Origin of the sequence: Luteibacter sp. NPDC031894 (assembly GCF_050273135.1) — a bacterium.
Taxonomy (GTDB): Bacteria; Pseudomonadota; Gammaproteobacteria; order Xanthomonadales; family Rhodanobacteraceae; genus Luteibacter.
The window spans coordinates 1-16030 of sequence record NZ_JBNNMV010000010.1 but is presented as its reverse complement, the minus strand read 5'-3'; the positions used below and the strand labels follow the sequence as shown (position 1 = coordinate 16030).

The 16030-nt window shown below is 67.6% G+C and carries 16 protein-coding genes; 7 read left to right on the top strand and 9 right to left on the bottom strand.

Annotated features, from left to right (window positions below):
• Window positions 1-13 precede the first annotated feature (13 nt).
• Both ACQKIE_RS18100 and ACQKIE_RS18095 read right to left on the bottom strand, forming a co-directional pair.
• Window positions 14-556 carry a phosphatase PAP2 family protein gene (locus ACQKIE_RS18100; protein ID WP_427461744.1) on the bottom strand — a complete coding sequence of 181 codons (543 nt, stop codon included), beginning with the start codon at window positions 554-556 and terminating at the stop codon, window positions 14-16.
• Window positions 528-1688, bottom strand: a complete 1161-nt coding sequence (locus ACQKIE_RS18095; protein ID WP_427461742.1) for a glycosyltransferase family 4 protein — start codon at window positions 1686-1688, stop codon at window positions 528-530. The genes ACQKIE_RS18100 and ACQKIE_RS18095 overlap by 29 nt, the downstream gene beginning before the upstream one ends.
• A gap of 140 nt (window positions 1689-1828) precedes the next feature.
• Here ACQKIE_RS18095 and gltX point away from each other — a divergent pair, with 140 nt between their 5' ends.
• Genes gltX through ACQKIE_RS18080 form a run of 3 tightly spaced genes read left to right on the top strand, consistent with a single transcriptional unit; the run spans window position 1829 to window position 4093 of the window.
• Complete coding sequence (gltX, locus tag ACQKIE_RS18090) at window positions 1829-3238, top strand: glutamate--tRNA ligase (protein ID WP_427461740.1); 1410 nt, start codon at window positions 1829-1831, stop codon at window positions 3236-3238.
• Window positions 3239-3279: 41 nt separating this feature from the next.
• Window positions 3280-3573 carry a hypothetical protein gene (locus ACQKIE_RS18085; protein WP_427461738.1) on the top strand — a complete coding sequence of 98 codons (294 nt, stop codon included), beginning with the start codon at window positions 3280-3282 and terminating at the stop codon, window positions 3571-3573.
• 40 nt (window positions 3574-3613) lie between these two features.
• Window positions 3614-4093: a transcriptional repressor gene (locus ACQKIE_RS18080; RefSeq protein WP_427461736.1), complete on the top strand. Its 480-nt coding sequence runs from the start codon at window positions 3614-3616 to the stop codon at window positions 4091-4093.
• Window positions 4094-4171: 78 nt separating this feature from the next.
• On the opposite strand, the gene ACQKIE_RS18075 is transcribed toward ACQKIE_RS18080, so the two are convergent.
• Window positions 4172-6181, bottom strand: coding sequence for a TonB-dependent receptor (locus ACQKIE_RS18075; protein ID WP_427461734.1), 2010 nt, complete (start codon window positions 6179-6181; stop codon window positions 4172-4174).
• Window positions 6182-6268: 87 nt separating this feature from the next.
• Between ACQKIE_RS18075 and ACQKIE_RS18070 the strand changes: the two genes are divergently transcribed.
• The 3 genes from ACQKIE_RS18070 to ACQKIE_RS18060 all read left to right on the top strand — a co-directional run bounded on the left by ACQKIE_RS18070 (window position 6269) and on the right by ACQKIE_RS18060 (window position 7958).
• A complete protein-coding gene (locus tag ACQKIE_RS18070; RefSeq protein ID WP_427461732.1) occupies window positions 6269-6715 on the top strand; it encodes a MerC domain-containing protein in 447 nt (148 codons plus the stop codon).
• Window positions 6716-6752: 37 nt separating this feature from the next.
• The gene (locus tag ACQKIE_RS18065; protein ID WP_427461730.1) at window positions 6753-7718 is read left to right on the top strand and encodes a cation diffusion facilitator family transporter; all 966 of its coding nucleotides are present in this window, start codon (window positions 6753-6755) and stop codon (window positions 7716-7718) included.
• An 81-nt stretch (window positions 7719-7799) separates the two neighbouring features.
• Window positions 7800-7958 carry a 30S ribosomal protein THX gene (locus ACQKIE_RS18060; RefSeq protein ID WP_167026439.1) on the top strand — a complete coding sequence of 53 codons (159 nt, stop codon included), beginning with the start codon at window positions 7800-7802 and terminating at the stop codon, window positions 7956-7958.
• 71 nt (window positions 7959-8029) lie between these two features.
• Here ACQKIE_RS18060 and ACQKIE_RS18055 read toward each other — a convergent pair whose 3' ends face one another.
• On the bottom strand, window positions 8030-8467 hold the full coding sequence (locus tag ACQKIE_RS18055; protein WP_427461728.1) for an ester cyclase: 438 nt from the start codon (window positions 8465-8467) through the stop codon (window positions 8030-8032).
• Between the two features lie 89 nt (window positions 8468-8556).
• Between ACQKIE_RS18055 and ACQKIE_RS18050 the strand changes: the two genes are divergently transcribed.
• Complete coding sequence (locus ACQKIE_RS18050) at window positions 8557-9414, top strand: LysR substrate-binding domain-containing protein (RefSeq protein WP_427461726.1); 858 nt, start codon at window positions 8557-8559, stop codon at window positions 9412-9414.
• Here the strand turns inward: ACQKIE_RS18050 and ACQKIE_RS18045 are convergent.
• The 5 genes from ACQKIE_RS18045 to ACQKIE_RS18025 all read right to left on the bottom strand — a co-directional run bounded on the left by ACQKIE_RS18045 (window position 9411) and on the right by ACQKIE_RS18025 (window position 15919).
• Window positions 9411-10157, bottom strand: coding sequence for a hypothetical protein (locus tag ACQKIE_RS18045; protein WP_427461724.1), 747 nt, complete (start codon window positions 10155-10157; stop codon window positions 9411-9413). The genes ACQKIE_RS18050 and ACQKIE_RS18045 overlap by 4 nt on opposite strands.
• A 20-nt stretch (window positions 10158-10177) precedes the next feature.
• Window positions 10178-11638, bottom strand: coding sequence for a hypothetical protein (locus ACQKIE_RS18040; protein ID WP_427461722.1), 1461 nt, complete (start codon window positions 11636-11638; stop codon window positions 10178-10180).
• 101 nt (window positions 11639-11739) lie between these two features.
• Window positions 11740-12975, bottom strand: coding sequence for an imidazolonepropionase (gene hutI / locus ACQKIE_RS18035; RefSeq protein ID WP_427461720.1), 1236 nt, complete (start codon window positions 12973-12975; stop codon window positions 11740-11742).
• On the bottom strand, window positions 12972-14351 hold the full coding sequence (locus ACQKIE_RS18030; RefSeq protein WP_427461718.1) for a chloride channel protein: 1380 nt from the start codon (window positions 14349-14351) through the stop codon (window positions 12972-12974). Before ACQKIE_RS18030 ends, hutI begins: the two co-directional genes overlap by 4 nt.
• Window positions 14348-15919: a GNAT family N-acetyltransferase gene (locus ACQKIE_RS18025; protein ID WP_427461716.1), complete on the bottom strand. Its 1572-nt coding sequence runs from the start codon at window positions 15917-15919 to the stop codon at window positions 14348-14350. The genes ACQKIE_RS18030 and ACQKIE_RS18025 overlap by 4 nt, the downstream gene beginning before the upstream one ends.
• Between the last annotated feature and the right edge of the window lie 111 nt (window positions 15920-16030).

The following is a 16030-nucleotide window of genomic DNA, read 5'->3' as shown; positions in this document are numbered from 1 at the left end:
GGTTCGGTTTGCTTTAGACCAGCACGCGCTCGGCCCACAGCGATAGCGTGCCAAGCCCGCCGCCGATAGCTGTGGCGGCCAGCACGTCGCTGGGATAGTGCAGGCCGAGGACGACGCGCGAGGCACCCACGAGCGCGGCGAACCCGATAAGGAAGGGCGCCAGTACCGGGTAATGCGCGACGGCCACGACGGTGAACGACACCGCCTGCAGCGTGTGCCCGGAGGGAAAGCTGAATTCGTCGAGCGGCGGCACGTGCGCGATGACGCCGGGGCAGGTGCGGAACGGACGCGGGCGCCGAGTCCAGCGTTTCAGCACGCGATAAAGCATCAGCGCAGTAAGACCGGTGATCGCCATTTGCGCGGCGACGGCGACGCCGCGCCATCCGCCGACGATGGCGATCACCGTCATCAGTGCGTACCAGAAGACGCCATCGCCCAGGCGACTGACGGCACCGAAGAAGATGCCGATGGCGCGACGCGCGCCCCAGCGGTTGGCGGCGACGCACATGCGCCGATCGAGGTTCGCCCTACGCGGCGACGGCGGTGCTGCGTGCATGGACGTGTTCCTCGGCGAGGGACTGCATGATCGACTCGAACGCCGCGACGACCGAGTCGGGCGAGAGGCCGGCGACGGACGCACGTGCGGCGGCACCCATGGCGGTGCGCACCGTGGCATCGGCGCCTAGTGCGGCGGCACGTTCGACCAGGCCGCCTTCGTTGCCCGGTGCCACCCGGATGCCGTTCTGCCCGTTGCGGATGAACTCGCGGGCGGCGGCTTCGGCATAGGCGACGACGGGGACGCCCGAGGCCATGGCCTCGAGGACCACGTTGCCGAAAGTCTCGGTGAGGCTCGGGAAGACGAAGAGGTCGGCGCTGGCGTAATAGGCGGCAAGGTCATCGCCGCGCCGGGTCCCCGCGAAGATCACGTCCGGATGCGCTGCTTCCAGCGCCGCGCGGCCCGGGCCGTCGCCGACGATGACGCAACGGGCCTCCGGCACGCGGCGAGCGAGGGCGCGATAGGCGTCGATCGTCACGTCCAGGTTCTTCTCCGGCGCCACGCGTCCCACGCAGAGGACCACGGGCGCGTCGGGTGCGGCGCCCCAGGATGCACGGAGGCTCTCGTCGCGACGCTCGGGATGGAAGCGCACGGTGTCGACGGCGCGACGGAGCACGCGCACGTCGTGCACGCCCAGGTCGTTGAGCTCGCCGGCGAGTTGCCCCGTGGGGACGAGCGTCGTCTGGGCCCGTTTGTGGAAGCGCGTGAGGTAATGCCTGACGAGCGGTGTGAGCGCGCCGAAACCGTAATGGCCGACGTAGAAGTCGAAGCGGGTGTGGAAACCGGTGGCGACCGGAATACCGAGGCGCCGGGCCGCGCTGACGGCGCTCCAGCCCAAGGGGCCTTCCGTGGCCACATAGACGGCATCCGGCCGGTCGGCGCGCCAGCGGCGCTCGAGGCGAAAACGGGAGGGCAAGCCAAAGCGCAGGCCTGCATACCGGGGCACCGCGGCCCCTTCGACGGCGAGGACATCCATCCCGGCGTCGGCGAGCGGCGGGGTCGCCGGATCGATCGGCCGGATCAGGTCGATGGCATGGCCGCGACGGACCATGCCGCGGGCGAGTGACTGGACGGTGAGGGCGACGCCGTTCACGTCCGGTGCGTAGGTCTCGGTAACGATGCCGACTCGCATGGCGGTGCCTCATGGCCTGGCTTGGCGCATGTTCTCGCGGGGCGATGTCGCGACGGTGATGGGCGTATGACCGGAGGATGACAGCGGGTCGGACGCAAAGCCGGTAAAATAGTCCGCTTGTCCGCCCGATGACCCCAACGATGACCGTTCGCACCCGTTTCGCCCCCAGCCCCACCGGATACCTGCACATCGGGGGCGCGCGCACCGCGCTGTACTGCTGGCTCGAGGCCCGCCGCCGCGGCGGTGAGTTCGTGCTGCGCATCGAGGACACCGATCGCGAGCGGTCCACGCAGGAAGCCGTGCAGGCGATCCTCGACGGCATGTCGTGGCTCGGGCTGGTGCACGACGAGGGCCCGTACTACCAGACCCTGCGCATGGACCGGTACCGCGAAGTGGCGGACCAGCTCCTGCGCGAGGGCAAGGCGTACTACGCCTACGAGACGAAGGAAGAGATCGAGGCCATGCGCAACGCGGCGATGGCCGCGGGCGTGAAGCCGCGCTACAACGGCTACTACCGTGAGCGCAACGAGCCGTACCGCGACGATCCGAATCGCGTCATTCGCTTCAAGAACCCGGCGTCGGGTTCGGTGGTGTTCGAGGACAAGGTCAAGGGACGCATCGAATGGTCGAACGAGGAGCTCGACGACCTCGTCATCTTCCGTTCCGACGGTTTCCCCACCTACAACTTCGCCGTGGTCGTCGACGATATCGACATGGGCATCACCGAGGTGATCCGCGGCGACGACCATGTGAACAACACGCCGCGCCAGATCAATATCTACAAGGCGCTGGGCGCCCCGGTTCCGGAGTTCGCGCACCTGCCGATGATCCTCGGGCCTGACGGGCAGAAGCTTTCGAAGCGGCATGGTGCCGTGAGCGTCATGCAGTACCGCGACGATGGTTTCCTGCCGCACGCGCTGCTCAACTACCTCGTGCGCCTCGGCTGGTCGCATGGTGACCAGGAAATTTTCTCGGTGGACGAGATGACGGCGCTGTTCGACGTTTCCGACGTGAACAAGGCGGCCTCGCGTTTCGACGTCAACAAGCTCTCGTGGTTGAACCAGCATTACCTGAAGACCGACGACCCTTCGACCCTCGGGCCGGAGCTCGCCTGGCACCTGGAGAGGAGCGGCGTCGACGCCACGCAGGGCCCCGATCCCGCCGACGTCGTCGTGGCGCTGCGCGATCGCGTGCAGACCTTCAAGGAAATGGCCGAGCGCGCCAAGATCTGGTACGGCCCCATCGTCGAATGGGACGACAAGGCCGTGGAGAAGCACCTCCGCAACGACACGGCGCCGAAGGCACTCGAGGCCGCGAAGGCGGAGCTCGCCGCTCTTCCGGAGTGGTCGCCGGAAGCCGTGCACGGCGCGGTGGAGCGTATCGCAGCGTCGCTCGAACTGGGCATGGGCAAGGTCGCCGCGCCGCTGCGCGTGGCCATGACCGGCACCCAGGTGTCGCCGTCGATCGAGCACACGATCTACCTCGCGGGTCGCGAGGGCGCGCTGGGTCGTATCGATGAGGCGCTGCGCCGGTCGGGCGCGACGGGGTGATTGCATGACATCCTGTGGGATCCGAAGGCCGGACGATCTCCATGGATGAGCTGCTCGCGAAAGCCATGCGGGGCGTCGATCCCGACGATCCCCATGCGTTCGTCCATATCTTCACGAACCTCATGGGCCTCGTGCCCTGGGGCGAGATGATCCTCTGGCAGGTGGTCTTCGTGGTCGTCGGCGGCTTGCTGGGCTGGTGGCGGGGCCGCTTGAAGGCTGGCGTCATCGCCTCGCTGATCCTGGGTCCCTTCGGTTGGATCGTGCCGTTCCTGCCTGCGCGCCAACCGCCTGCCGCTCGCCATCCGCCACCGTTGCCAGGGTCGAAAAAGCCGTGAACTGTCCTCATGTTAGGATGACAGGTACGAGGATACCCATGTGACCAGCGCTGCCCACCGACACCACCACCAGCACCACGACGACGCTCATGGCTTCGTTGCCGCGGTGGAGCAGGCGTCGTCCGAGCGTGGCCTGCGACTGACGCCGCTGCGCCGGGAAGTGCTGGAGCTCGTTGCCGGCGCCGGTAAGCCGGTCAAGGCGTACGACTTGCTCGACCGCCTCCGCGAAAAACATGGCAATGCGGCACCGCCCACGGTCTATCGCGCGCTAGATTTCCTGCTCGAGAACGGCTTCATCCACAAGCTGGAGTCGATCAACGCGTACGTGTCCTGCCATCATCCGCAGGAAGCGCACCAGGTGCCCTTCCTCATCTGCGATACCTGCCAGTGCGCACAGGAAGTCTGCGACGAGCGCGTCGCCGAACTCATCGAGGCCCAGGCAAAAGCGCTCGGCTTCCGCCCGCAGGCCCAGACCCTCGAAGTGCACGGCACCTGCAAGAACTGCCGCGAGTCCGTGTAGCGCGAAAAAAGGGGCGCCCTTACGGACGCCCCACTGTTCCAGCCACCCCGGGGAGGGAGGGGCAGGGCGGCCGGGAACTCAGAAGTAAGCGCGAACGCCGACCGACACATTGCGACCCGGCAGCGGCGCGACGTCCTTGAACAGCGATGTCGCCGGGCGGGCCGTCTGGTTCGTGAGGTTGTTGCCGTCGACGAATGCCTCCCACTGGCTGCGGTCGTCGTTGACGAAGGTCCAGGCGAGATGCGCATTGACGAGCGTGTAGCCGGCGGTATCGGTCTCGAACGCCGCGATCTTGTCCTGCTTCATGTAACGCACCGCGCCGAGGCTCGCGCGCAGCCCGTCGACATTCCAGCTCAGTGTCGAGCCGATGCGTCCGGCGGGAATGCGCGGGACATTGCCGGCGCCGTCCGAGAGCGTCGCGCGCACGGTGTCGCCGAATACGCGCAAGTCCCAATTCCCCGACGGGCCTTTCGCCAGGTGGAATGTCGCTTCCGCTTCGGCACCCCGGAACGTGGCGTCGTTCTGCGACCAGACGCGAACCGGCAAGTCGTCCTCGATGTCGCCGGTGTCGGCGAGGTAAATGAAGTTCTTGTACTTGTTGTAGTACACGGCGACCTTTCCTTCGACGACGTCGCCGTGGAAGTGCAGGCCCAGTTCCGCCTGGTTCGATTTTTCCTTCTGCAGGTCGCCGCCGATCTCGAACGTGTTCGAGGCCGCGTGCGGGCCATTGGCGAACAGCTCCTCCTCGGAGGGCGCGCGTTCCGCGTGGTCGAGATTGAACGACAGGTGCCACTGCTCCGCGAAACGCCATGCGATGCCGGCCGAGAAGCTGTTCGGCGCGAAGTCGCGCTTGGGACCGTTCTCCGGGTCGACGGTTTGCTTGTCGTGGCGCGCACCCAGTTCCAACTTCACCGGCCCGAACTCACGTTGTTCGGTCAGGAACACGCCGACGCCGGTGGTAGCAGTGGGCGGGACGAATGTCTCCTCGCCCACGGCGGAAAACTGGCGATGCTGGGTCTGCACGCCGAACGCGCCATCCCATCCCGCGATGGGCTCGTGGGTGACGACCAGACGCCCCTGGTTGCTGTTGGTCGAGAAGGTCGTGCCTGGCACGTCGCCTTCGAATTCCACATGCTGGTAGGCGCCGTGCCCGAGGCTGAACTCGACCTTGTCGATGCCGTCTAGCGGCTTCACCAACCCGCCTTTCAGCGTGTAGTTGGTCTGCGCCATCTTGATGTGTACCGGATCCTCGCCTTCGGCGGCGTCGCCCGGTTCCGCGGGGCTGCCGTAAAGGTCGAGGAAGCGCGACACCGAGAGGCCGACATAGCCCCACGAGCCGAGGAGCGACGCGCCGACCGCCCCGGAGCTCGTCTTCACGGCGCTGTTCGCCAGCGTACCGCCGGGAACGTCGTAGTCGTCATTGTCGCGGTGCATGCCGTCGACGTGGATCGCGAACTGGTCGTTACCGGCATCGAGGCGGAGCATGCCCGTCCTGCCGTCGGACACGGAGTCGTGGCGCATCTCGGCGCGTCCGGCGAAGCCGTTGTCCGGGGCTTTCTCGGGTACACGGCCATCGACAACGTTCACCACGCCGCCGATCGCACCGGAGCCGTAGAGCAGGGTCGCCGGGCCCTTGAGTACCTCGATCTGGTCGGCGAGGAAGGGCTCGAGCGTCACGGCATGGTCCTGGCTGACATTGGACACGTCCTGCGAGGAGAGGCCGTTCTCCAGCACGGCCACGCGCGGACCGTCGAGGCCGCGGATCACCGGCCGGCCCACCGCGGTGCCGAGGGCGGACGTCTGCACGCCGGGGATGGAGGAAACCGTCTCGCCCAGCGATACGCCCTTCGCATCGTCCAACGCCGAGCCGGCCAGTACCGCGACGGGCGCCACGATCTGGTCCGCGTTCTGGCCCAGCGGAACGGCATTGACCACGATGGCATCGAGCTTTTCGGCGCTCTTGCGGCCCTTGCCCTGAGCGTTCTTCGTTTCGCCCGCCTGATTGTCCTGGGGAGCGTCGTCGGCCCGGACCGGCTGAGTGGCGCCGAAACTGGCGGCAAGGGCCAGGGCGATGAGGGTTCTACGCATCGGGGTGAATCTCCGTGTTGGGTTTTGCAATGTTATAAAGTATCATCGCTTGCCTCGACCCGTGCAACTAGTCACGCTATGCATTCGATGACCGATCCAACCGCCGATCCGGAAACACCCCGCCGCTGGTGGCATGCCGCCGACCGCCTGGGCGCGACCGCGTCATTCCTCTGCGCCATTCATTGCGCGGCGCTGCCTTTCGTCATTGCGTTGTTGCCCGTGATGGGGCTCTCCTTCCTCGCGGACCATCGTTTCGAGGCCGGCTTCGTCGCCTTCGCGTCGGTGCTCGCCAGCCTGGCGCTCATTTCGGGTTATCGCCGGCATCGCCGGCGCGCGCCCCTGGTGTTCGCGATTCCCGGGCTCGTGCTGTTGATGCTGGGAGTCACTTTCCTGCACGGCCACTCGCCGTTGGTTCACAGCGTGCTCGTCACCTGCGGTGGCCTCCTGGTGGCGTCCGCGCATTTCGTCAATCTGCGCGTCGATCGCAGCGGGCATGCGGGCCACATCCATGGTCCCTCCTGCGCCCACCCGTGATTGTGTAACCGCGACGCCATTCCCTAGCCTTCGCCCCATGGCACACGATCACGCTCATTCCCACGGACACAGTCACGCGCACGACCACGACCATGCACACGTGGCGGGGAGCAGCGAGCGCAAGCTGTTATTCGCCTTCGTCCTGACCTTGGTCATGCTGGTGGCGGAGGCGGCGGGCGGCATCGTCTCGGGCTCGCTGGCGCTGCTGGCGGACGCAGGCCACATGCTGGTCGATGCGCTCGCCTTGCTGCTCGCGTTCCTCGGCGCGCGTTTCGCCGCGCGGCCGGCCGATGCGCGGCGTACGTACGGCTACGGGCGCATTGAAGTCCTGGCGGGCTTCGTCAACGCCTTGACCCAGTTCGCCCTCGTCGGCTTCATCGTCTACGAGGCGCTGCAGCGCCTGTTCGCTCCGCAACCCATCCTTTCCGGCGTGATGCTGGTCGTGGCATCGCTGGGCCTCGTCGCCAACGTCGTGGTGCTGCGCATGCTGCATGGACACGACCCGGATGACGTCAACATCGCGGGCGCCAGCCTGCACGTGCTGGGCGACCTGCTGGGCTCGGTCGCCGCGGTGCTCGCGGCGCTCGCGGTACGCTGGCTGGACTGGAACTGGGCCGATCCGGCGCTCTCGATCCTGGTGTCCCTGCTGATCCTGCGCAGCGCGTGGTCGCTGGTCCGCCGATCGGGCCACATCCTCCTCGAGGGCATGCCCGAAGGTGTGGACCTGGCGGACGTCCAACGCGAACTGCACACCGCCGATGCGGGGATCGTGGACATCCACCACGTGCACGTATGGCAGGTAACCGCGGGGTCGCGCATGGCGACGCTGCACGCGGAGCTGGCGCCCGGTGCGGAGCAGGCCGACCAGGCCCGCGCGCTGGCGGCAATCAAGCGGATGCTCAGCGAGCGCTGGCGCGTGGACCACGCCACCGTCCAGTTCGACCATGGCCCGTGCCCGGACGAACAGGAAGGCTGTGGGAAGGGCGAGACCCACGCTCACTGAACGGGTCCACTTGCGCTTTGCGCGGCCGCTGATACGATGGCCGGCCGTTCCTCTCCATCATTACGAATCAAGGAGTTTCCCATGGGCAAGGGCGACCGCCGCACCCGTCGCGGCAAGATCTACCGTTCCAGCTATGGCAATGCCCGTCCGCACATCGACGTCGTCACCGGCGCCGCCGTCGCGAAGCCGGCCACTGCCAAGCCTGCCGCCAAGAAGGCCGCACCGCGCAAGAAGGCGTAAGTCTTCCCAGGCGTGAGACGAGAAGCCCCGCTCGAAGCGGGGCTTTTTGTTGGCCGCGGGACCGCAACTCGTCAGTGAGTGGCGGAGGCCCGCTCCCTCTGGCTCGCAAGGACGGACCGGTGCACTTCGAGCGCGTTGCGCTCCACCCAGTTGTGCTGGAGGAGGCCGTCTTCACGGACATGCCAGACGGCCGTGCCCGTCATCTCGAACGGCGTCCCACATGGTTCCAGGCCCATGAATCCCTTGTTGCGGCCGCTAACCTTCCAGCGCGAGGCGACGCGGTCGCCGGCGTGGTTCTGGAAGGTTTCCACCGATTCGAAGTGGAAATCCTCGATGCTGGCGAGAAAGGTCGCGATCCACTGCTTGAACGCCTCGCGGCCATCGATCCGGACGTTGCCGGACGTGATGCCGACGTCTTCGGCGACCAGTTCGTCGACGGCGTCCGGATTGCGGGCGATCCAGACGTCGCGCCAGAAGCGCTCGACGAGGTCCACGGAATGCGTGTTCATGTGTCTGCTCCAGAAGGAATGCCGTCATTAGGCGCCGTGGCAATTCATCAGACAAGCGAATAGCATGAATGGAGCCATCAGAATAACTAATGACTCACCGCCCCGACATCGACATCGACCAACTGCGCGCCTTGCTTGCTGTCGCGGAAACGGGCGGGTTTACCGCGGCCGCCGGGCGGATCAATCGGACGCAGTCGGCAGTCAGCCAGAAAATCGCGCGCCTGGAAGATCAACTGGGCTGGAAGGTCTTTGCCAGGAACAGTCGTGGCTTGCGCTTGACGCCCCGCGGCGAAGCCCTGCTGGAAAGCGCCCGCAAGTTGATCGTCGACTATGAGCGCTTCCTCGACGGGGTACAGGGCGCGACGCCGGAAACGAACCTGCGCCTCGGCGTCTCCGAGAACCTCATCGCGACACGATTGCCGGCCTTGCTCGCGCAGCTCAACGCAGAGCAGCCGGGGCGGCGTATCGACTTGAGCACGGCGCCGGGCGTCGAGCTGTTGCACGATCTGGACGAAGGCCGGCTGGACATCGTCGTGACGAGGCAGCGCAGCGGTGACGGCGCCGCGCGCGGTCGCGTGGCCTGGCGCGAGCCCATGGCGTGGGTGGCGTCCTCCTCGTTTCGCGAGGACGAAGGCGACAGCGCGCCGCTCGTGCTGCTGCGTGAGCCGTGTGCCTATCGCGATGCGGGTATCGCGGCGCTCGAAGCCGCCGGCAGGCCATGGACCGCCGCCTGCGTCGTCGGCAATCTCGCCAGCCTCGAGGCCGCGGTATTGGCGGGCCTCGGCGTGACGCCGCAGGCGCGTTCGTTCGCACGCGCCGGCATGAAAGTCCTCAAGCCGTCGCGGCGCTGGCCGGTCCTGCCGGAAACCGAGATCGCGGTATTCGGCGACGAGGGGCACGCGGCCCATGTCGAAGCACTCGCCGCGATGTTGTCCACGGCCGGCTAGAGCTCCAGGCGTTCCGCAAATTCGAAGCGGCTATCGGGCGGCGCGGCGATGACGTTCTGCTGGACCATGCCCGGGAAGATGTTCGCGTCGATGCCCGCATGATTCTCGCTGTTGAACAGGTAGGGCACGTGCGACCAGGCACGATAACCGAGTGCCTTGATGGCTTCGATTTCCGCCTGGGCGTCATCGAGTCCGGACAGGCGGGCGTAGATCAAGGGACGATGGGTGCGAAGGGTGTCGCCAGCGCCGGCGAGCACGTCGACCAGAGCGTGCGCCTGGTTGACCTTCAGGAGGTGCAGCGCGTCGAGCCGCAGGCTATCCACCGTGGCAATGCGGACTTTCTCCGCCGCGCCGGCGCCCGCATCGCGCACGATGGTGCCGAGGGCGGACGTGCCCTTGCCACGCCCCAGCCACACCGGATGGGTGAACACGTTGTCGAGTTGGTTGATCGCCACGTTGGCGCATGCCTGCTGGAAGCGGATGCGGCGCGACTCCGCGACGTGCACTTCGCCCTGCGGTCCCACGATCTGTGCCATCCACAGCGCATGCGCCGCGAAATCGCCGCCGACCTCGAGCACGGTATGTCCTTCCTCGACAAGCCCGCTGAGCAGCGTCGTTTCGTGCTCGGCCCATTCGCCATAAAGCTGGAGCGAGCGGGCAACCGGATTGTCCACGGTGACGGCGGCGGTGAGGCCATAGCGGTTGGGCCAAAAGGGCTGAGGGATGTCGCTGGACGTTTTCATGCGCGGACTCGGTTCATGGGTCAGAGGGTGGATCGAGCGATGGCGAGGTGTCGCAGCGACCGCGCGAGCGACTGCTCGTCATGGCCGTCGGCGCTCGCCCAATCCCGGCAGGCGGCGCGCCAGATGGCGAGGCTCCTGATATCGGTGTTGCCGTCGCGCCATAGCGATTCGCACAGGCTTGCGGCCCTCGCGGCATCGCCGTCGCGCAGCGCGGCTTCCGCGAGGGCCGTGCGCGCCGCGGGCGCGAGTGGACCCGCCGCCTCCAGGCTGCGTCCGAGCGAGGCGGTGATGCCGTCGAGTCCGGCGTGGTGCGGAAGCGTTTCGTAAAGCAGCTGGACATCGAGACGGCAGGCGAGGGCGTCGGTCCGGCACGCCGGGTCGTGTTCCGCCAGGAACGCGTGGACGAGGGCATGCGAACAGGCATCGGTCGCGTCGCCCGGTGGCAGGAGGCGCGCACGTCGCAAAGCGGCCTGGGCAACGAGCAAGGCCGTCGCGGCGTCGGGGGCCTGCGCATGGGCTCCATCGAAACAAGCCTGCGCGCGATCCAGTTCAGCCAATGCGTCGGAATCCTTGGTGCGTTCCGCGCGCCGCAGCCTTATCTCGCCCCGTCGTCGAAGGGCGTGTGCGTTCGCCTCGGGTTCCGCATCGGCCAATAGTTCGCAAAGCCGCTCCGCTTCCACGAACCGTGCCTCGGCGGCGTCACCGACCACCCATGACGCCCAGGCCAGTTGCATGTCGACGCGTGCATCGACGACGAGTGGATGGTCCACGTCGGGGTCGTGACCGAAGGTGGCGGCGAGGGTGCGTATCGCCAGCAACCGCGTCGCACCGGAAAGTGACGCCGCGCGCGCGAGGTCGATCCGCAGCCGCTGGGCGAGGGCAGCCGCCCGCGCGAGCGACGATGCCGCGTCGGATTCCCCGTGCAGCTCGACGTGGGCTGGCACCAGCAGGTCCACGGGTTCCGGCAGCATGTGGATGTGCGGCGTCTCGAACGAGGACCTGCGATAGGTCCAGGACGGTGCGGCGGGAGGGCGCGCATTCGCGACGAACGGTTCGGCGACACCGCCGACGAGCGAAGGTCCTTCCGTCGTCGACATCGCGACACGTTGCTTCCGTCGCCACGCGAACGTGGCGAGTCCCGACACGGCGAGGCCGCCCGCGATCGCGAGCGCCAATGTCGCGAAGAGGGAACGATAGGTGCCAGGGCCGCGGGACATCCCGTCGTCGGTGGCCCCGGGGATGGTGACCCGGGGTGCCGGCAGCGCGGGCGAGGCGGCGGTGGAAGATCCCGCCGCCGATGTGTCCGCTTCCATGGCGTCGAGCATGCGCGACACGTCGCGCATCTGCCGCGCACGTTTGGCGCGTTCATCCTGCTGTTGCTCGCGTCCGCCGCAGGCGGCCACCACGCAGGCCAGCAGCGTGCAGACGACGAGGCGAACGACGACGCGCCCCTGCACGAAGGGCGGGCATGAAAGCTTCAACGGCAATCCTCAGCGTTTGCGACAGGCAAAGCGCCGAGAATGGTAGGGGTGAGCGCCGGGAAGATCGATGGAAGTATTCGGAAAAACGCGTCGGATAACGCTTAGAGCAAAACGCGCTCACCGCCGATCCAACTTTCCCTGAGCAGGTTGCCGCCAATCCAGTAGCAGAGTTCGGGAAGGTGCCGGACGTTCCAGACCGCGAGGTCGGCGCGCTGGCCCGCCGCGAGGGTGCCCCGGTCGTCGAGTCCGAGCGCACGCGCCGCGTTGACCGTGGCGCCGCGCAGCGCTTCTTCGGGCGTCAGGCGGAACAGGGTGCATGCCATGCCCATCGCCAGGCGCAGCGACAGTAACGGCGACGTGCCGGGGTTGAGGTCGGTCGCGACGGCCATGGCGACGCCGTGCCGGCGAAACGCCTCGATCGGGGGCGGCCGCGTGTCGCGCAGGGCGTAATACGCACCCGGCAGGAGGACCGCAACGGTGCCCGCTTCGGCCATCGCGCGTACGCCGTCGTCGCTGGTCCACTCCAGGTGGTCGGCGGACAACCCGCCGTAATGCGCAACGAGCGCCGCGCCGCCCAGGTCCGACAGCTGCTCGGCATGCAGCTTCACGGGCAGGCCCAGCGATGTCGCCTTGTCGAACAGTCGCCGTGTTTCTTCCGCGGTGAACCCGATGCCTTCGCAGAAGGCGTCCACGGCATCGACGAGATCCTCATCGGCGAGGGAAGGCAGCATGGTGTCGCACACCAGGGCGACGTAATCGTCCCGCCTTCCCGCGTATTCCGGAGGCAGGGCGTGCAGCCCGAGGAAGGTGGTGCATACGCTGATGCCGAGTTCTTCGCCGATGCGCCGGGCGACGCGCAGCATGCGCCGCTCGGCATCGGGTTCGAGACCGTAGCCCGACTTGATCTCGAGGGTGGTGACGCCGTCGGCGAGGAGCGCCTCGGCGCGTGGCAGCGACTGGCGCAGCAGGTCGTCTTCGCTGGCGGCGCGCGTGGCGCGTACGCTGGACACGATGCCCCCGCCGGCACGCGCGATGTCCTCGTAGCTGGCGCCTTCGAGTCGTTGTTCGAATTCCTGCGCGCGCTCGCCGCCGAACACGAGATGTGTGTGGCAATCGACGAGTCCCGGCGTCACCCAGGTGCCTGGCAGGGACGTGACGTGGCGGGCGAGGGTGTGCGGCTCGCCGGCCAGTTCCGCCATGGGTCCCGCGAACGCGATGCGCCCGTCGCGCCAGCCGATGGCGCCGTGTTCGACCATGCCGTAAGGCTCGCCGTTGTCCAACAGCGTGGCGAGGCCGACGTCGAGGAGCAGGTGGTCCCAGCGGGGGTCGGTGCTCATGCGTGTCCTTCTTCGGCGGGCGGGTTGCGTCGCGCGCGTTCTTCCTCGTACTGCGTGACCAGCTGGTCGGCAAGCGCCTTGTACACGGGCACGCGGCAGACCAGCGCCGATACGGCGCGAGCGAGCAGGCAGGCCGCCATGATCGGCAGCGCCATCTGCCGGTTGGCCGTGAGTTCGAGCGAAATGACGGCGGCGGTGAGGGGCGACTGCGTCACGCCCGCGAGGTACGCCGCCATGCCGAGGAGCACGACCGCCGAACTGTCGGCGCTCGGGAGCAGGTGGGCGATATTGCCGCCCAGGCCGGCACCGACCGCGAGCGCCGGCGAGAAGATGCCACCGGGAATGCCCGCCCACGACGAGGCGATGTTGCCGAGGAACTTCAGCACGCCGAAGAAGGGGCCGGTGTCGCCATGCCCCTGCAGGATGTCGCGCGCCTGGCCGTAACCCGTGCCATACAGGCCGTTGGCGCTCATCAGGCTCAGCAGCACGAGCGCGAGGCCACAGGCCGCGGCGAACACCACCGGGCTACGGCCGCGCAGCCGACCGACCAGTCCACGGAAACCGCGGGCCGAAGGCAGGATCAGGCGGGCGAAGAGTCCGCCAGCCAGTCCACCGACGATGCCTGTGAGCAGCACGGCGATCCACGCCCTGCCCAGCGGCAAGGCGGCGCCGATCTCGCCGAAGTACGCGTAGTTGCCGACGACGCCCAGCGACACGACACCGGCCACGATCACGGCCGTCAGCAGGGTGCCGCTCATGCGGTGCTCGAAGGTCCCGGACATCTCCTCGATCGCGAACACCACGCCCGCCAGCGGCGTGTTGAATGCGGCGGCGAGACCGGCGGCGGAGCCGGCGAGGATGAAACGTCCCGCGGCGGCCGGTTCGTCGAAACCGAAGCGGCGTCCCAGTGAATACAGCAGTCCGGCACCGACGTGGACGGTCGGCCCCTCGCGGCCGACGGACGCGCCACCGAGCAGGGCGCCGAGCGTGAGCGCCATCTTTCCCACCGCGATCTTCAGCGAGAGCAGCCGGGTGCGGAAGGTCTCGTCCTCGACTTCGAGCGCGGCAATGGCCTGCGGAATACCGGAACCGCGCGTGGCCTTCATCGCGCCTTGGGTGAGCCAGCAGAGTAGGGCGAACGTGACGGGCGTGATCAGGAGCGGCACCCACCAGCCATGCGAAGACACCCCCCGGAACAGCTCGAAGGCGAAGTCAGCGGCCTTGGCGAAGAACACGGCGGCGAGGCCCACCATGACCGCGCCCGTCCAGAAGAGGAGGCGTCGGCGCCACTGGGTGGGGGACAACCACGCATGGCCCCGCAGGCGTTCGAGTGGCGACGCGGTGGGTACCGGCCCCGTTTCCGGCGCGTCGCTCATTTCACCTCCGCGTTGCGCGTCCAGCGCACTTCGTAGAGGTCGTAGCGACGGTCCTTGAGGTTCTGCACGGCGCCGGAGTTGCGGGCGCGGGCCAGGTTTTCCAGGCGCAGGTCGGCGAACAGCACGGTTTCGATGTTGGGCGTGGAATCCGCGGCGACGCCGTCGCGCGCGAAAGGGAAGTCGCTGGGCGTGAGGATGCAACTCTGCCCGTACTGGATATCGAAGTTGTTCACGCCGGGCAGGTTCCCGACGTTACCGGAAAGGACGACATAGCACTGGTTCTCGATCGCGCGGGCCTGGGAGCAGTAGCGCACGCGCAGGTAGCCCTCGCGTACGTCGGTACAGAAGGGCACGAACAGGATCAACGCGCCCTGGTCGGTGAGGTGGCGGGCCACCTCGGGAAATTCCGAGTCGTAGCAGATCATGACGCCGATCGGACCGCAGTCGGTCTGGATCGTCGCCGCCGCGTCACCGCCGGTGATGTTCCAGACGTTGCGCTCGCTGGGCGTGGGATGCAGTTTTTCGCGCTCGTGGATCGAGCCGTCGCGCAGGCACACATAGCAGACGTTGTGGATATCGCCGTTGGGTTGCCGCGTGGGATGCGAGCCGCCGACGATATTGATGTTGTAGTGCACGGCGAGGCGATGGAACAGCGCCTTGACCTCGTCCGTGTACTCGGAGAGCCGCCGTATGGAATCCACTGGCGACAGCTCCGCGTTCTCGATGGACAGCAGCTGCAACGTGAGGAGTTCGGGGAAGGCGACGAAGTCGGCGTCGTAGTCGGCCGCGATGTCCACGAAGTACTCGACCTGCGTCGCGAATTCCGCGAAAGAGGCGATCCGTCGCTGCTGGTACTGCACCGAGGCGACGCGCACGTTGTCGGGCAACCGGTGGCTCTGCGACACGCGCGGCATGTCCGGCTGGTCGAGGCGGTGCGGATTGCGCCAGACGAGGTGCGCGGCGTAGCCGAGCGATTCGTGGTCGGAGGGGACGTAGCCGCGCAGTAGTCCGATCACTTCGAAGCCGTTGCGGAGCTGGAAGCTGAGGGTGGGGTCGCGGCGGCTGCCGTCGACGACCGCCTGTACATAGGCTTCGGCACTGCCGTAGCGACCGATGGCGCGGGCGAGGCCGGGCACGCGGCCGCCGAAGACGATGCCGCGCAGCTTGAGGTCGGTGCACAACCGTTTGCGCGCCATGTACAGGCGCTGTCCGATGCGCATGCCGCGATAATCGGGGTGCACCACGACTTCCATGCCGTAGAGCCAGTCGCCCTCGGGGTCGTGACGTGAGGCGAAACCGCCGCCGGTGATCTGCATCCACGTATGCGGGGCGAGCGCGACGGCTTCGCCGATCCGGAACGTCGCGCAGAAGCCGACGATCCGGCCCTCGTATTCGACGACGAATTGCCCTTCGGGGAAATGCGTCTGCTGGCCTTGCAGCATCTCCGCGGAATGCCCCCACTCGGCCGTGTAAACACGAGCGGTGAGGGCCACGAGTTCGGGGACGTCGCCGGGGCGCGCCAGGCGAAGCAGCAACTTGGGCGGCTGTGAAGCCTTGCTCTCGTTCATCCACCTATTATGCCCCGGCCTTGTGGGAAGCGCGCTGGCGCGCGAAGGGCACGCTGCAAGTCCCCAAACCCCGCCACCGCCCCCCCGGCCCCGCTAAAAAGCCCGAGGCAG

Bases quoted from the DNA above. Each gene is read 5' to 3' on its own strand.
- ACQKIE_RS18100 (WP_427461744.1), bottom strand. From the start codon at position 556: ATGCACGCAGCACCGCCGTCGCCGCGTAGGGCGAACCTCGATCGGCGC.
- ACQKIE_RS18095 (WP_427461742.1), bottom strand. From the start codon at position 1,688: ATGCGAGTCGGCATCGTTACCGAGACCTACGCACCGGACGTGAACGGC.
- gltX (WP_427461740.1), top strand. From the start codon at position 1,829: ATGACCGTTCGCACCCGTTTCGCCCCCAGCCCCACCGGATACCTGCAC.
- ACQKIE_RS18085 (WP_427461738.1), top strand. From the start codon at position 3,280: ATGGATGAGCTGCTCGCGAAAGCCATGCGGGGCGTCGATCCCGACGAT.
- ACQKIE_RS18075 (WP_427461734.1), bottom strand. From the start codon at position 6,181: ATGCGTAGAACCCTCATCGCCCTGGCCCTTGCCGCCAGTTTCGGCGCC.
- ACQKIE_RS18070 (WP_427461732.1), top strand. From the start codon at position 6,269: ATGACCGATCCAACCGCCGATCCGGAAACACCCCGCCGCTGGTGGCAT.
- ACQKIE_RS18065 (WP_427461730.1), top strand. From the start codon at position 6,753: ATGGCACACGATCACGCTCATTCCCACGGACACAGTCACGCGCACGAC.
- ACQKIE_RS18060 (WP_167026439.1), top strand. From the start codon at position 7,800: ATGGGCAAGGGCGACCGCCGCACCCGTCGCGGCAAGATCTACCGTTCC.
- ACQKIE_RS18055 (WP_427461728.1), bottom strand. From the start codon at position 8,467: ATGAACACGCATTCCGTGGACCTCGTCGAGCGCTTCTGGCGCGACGTC.
- ACQKIE_RS18050 (WP_427461726.1), top strand. From the start codon at position 8,557: ATGACTCACCGCCCCGACATCGACATCGACCAACTGCGCGCCTTGCTT.
- ACQKIE_RS18045 (WP_427461724.1), bottom strand. From the start codon at position 10,157: ATGAAAACGTCCAGCGACATCCCTCAGCCCTTTTGGCCCAACCGCTAT.
- hutI (WP_427461720.1), bottom strand. From the start codon at position 12,975: ATGAGCACCGACCCCCGCTGGGACCACCTGCTCCTCGACGTCGGCCTC.
- ACQKIE_RS18030 (WP_427461718.1), bottom strand. From the start codon at position 14,351: ATGAGCGACGCGCCGGAAACGGGGCCGGTACCCACCGCGTCGCCACTC.
- ACQKIE_RS18025 (WP_427461716.1), bottom strand. From the start codon at position 15,919: ATGAACGAGAGCAAGGCTTCACAGCCGCCCAAGTTGCTGCTTCGCCTG.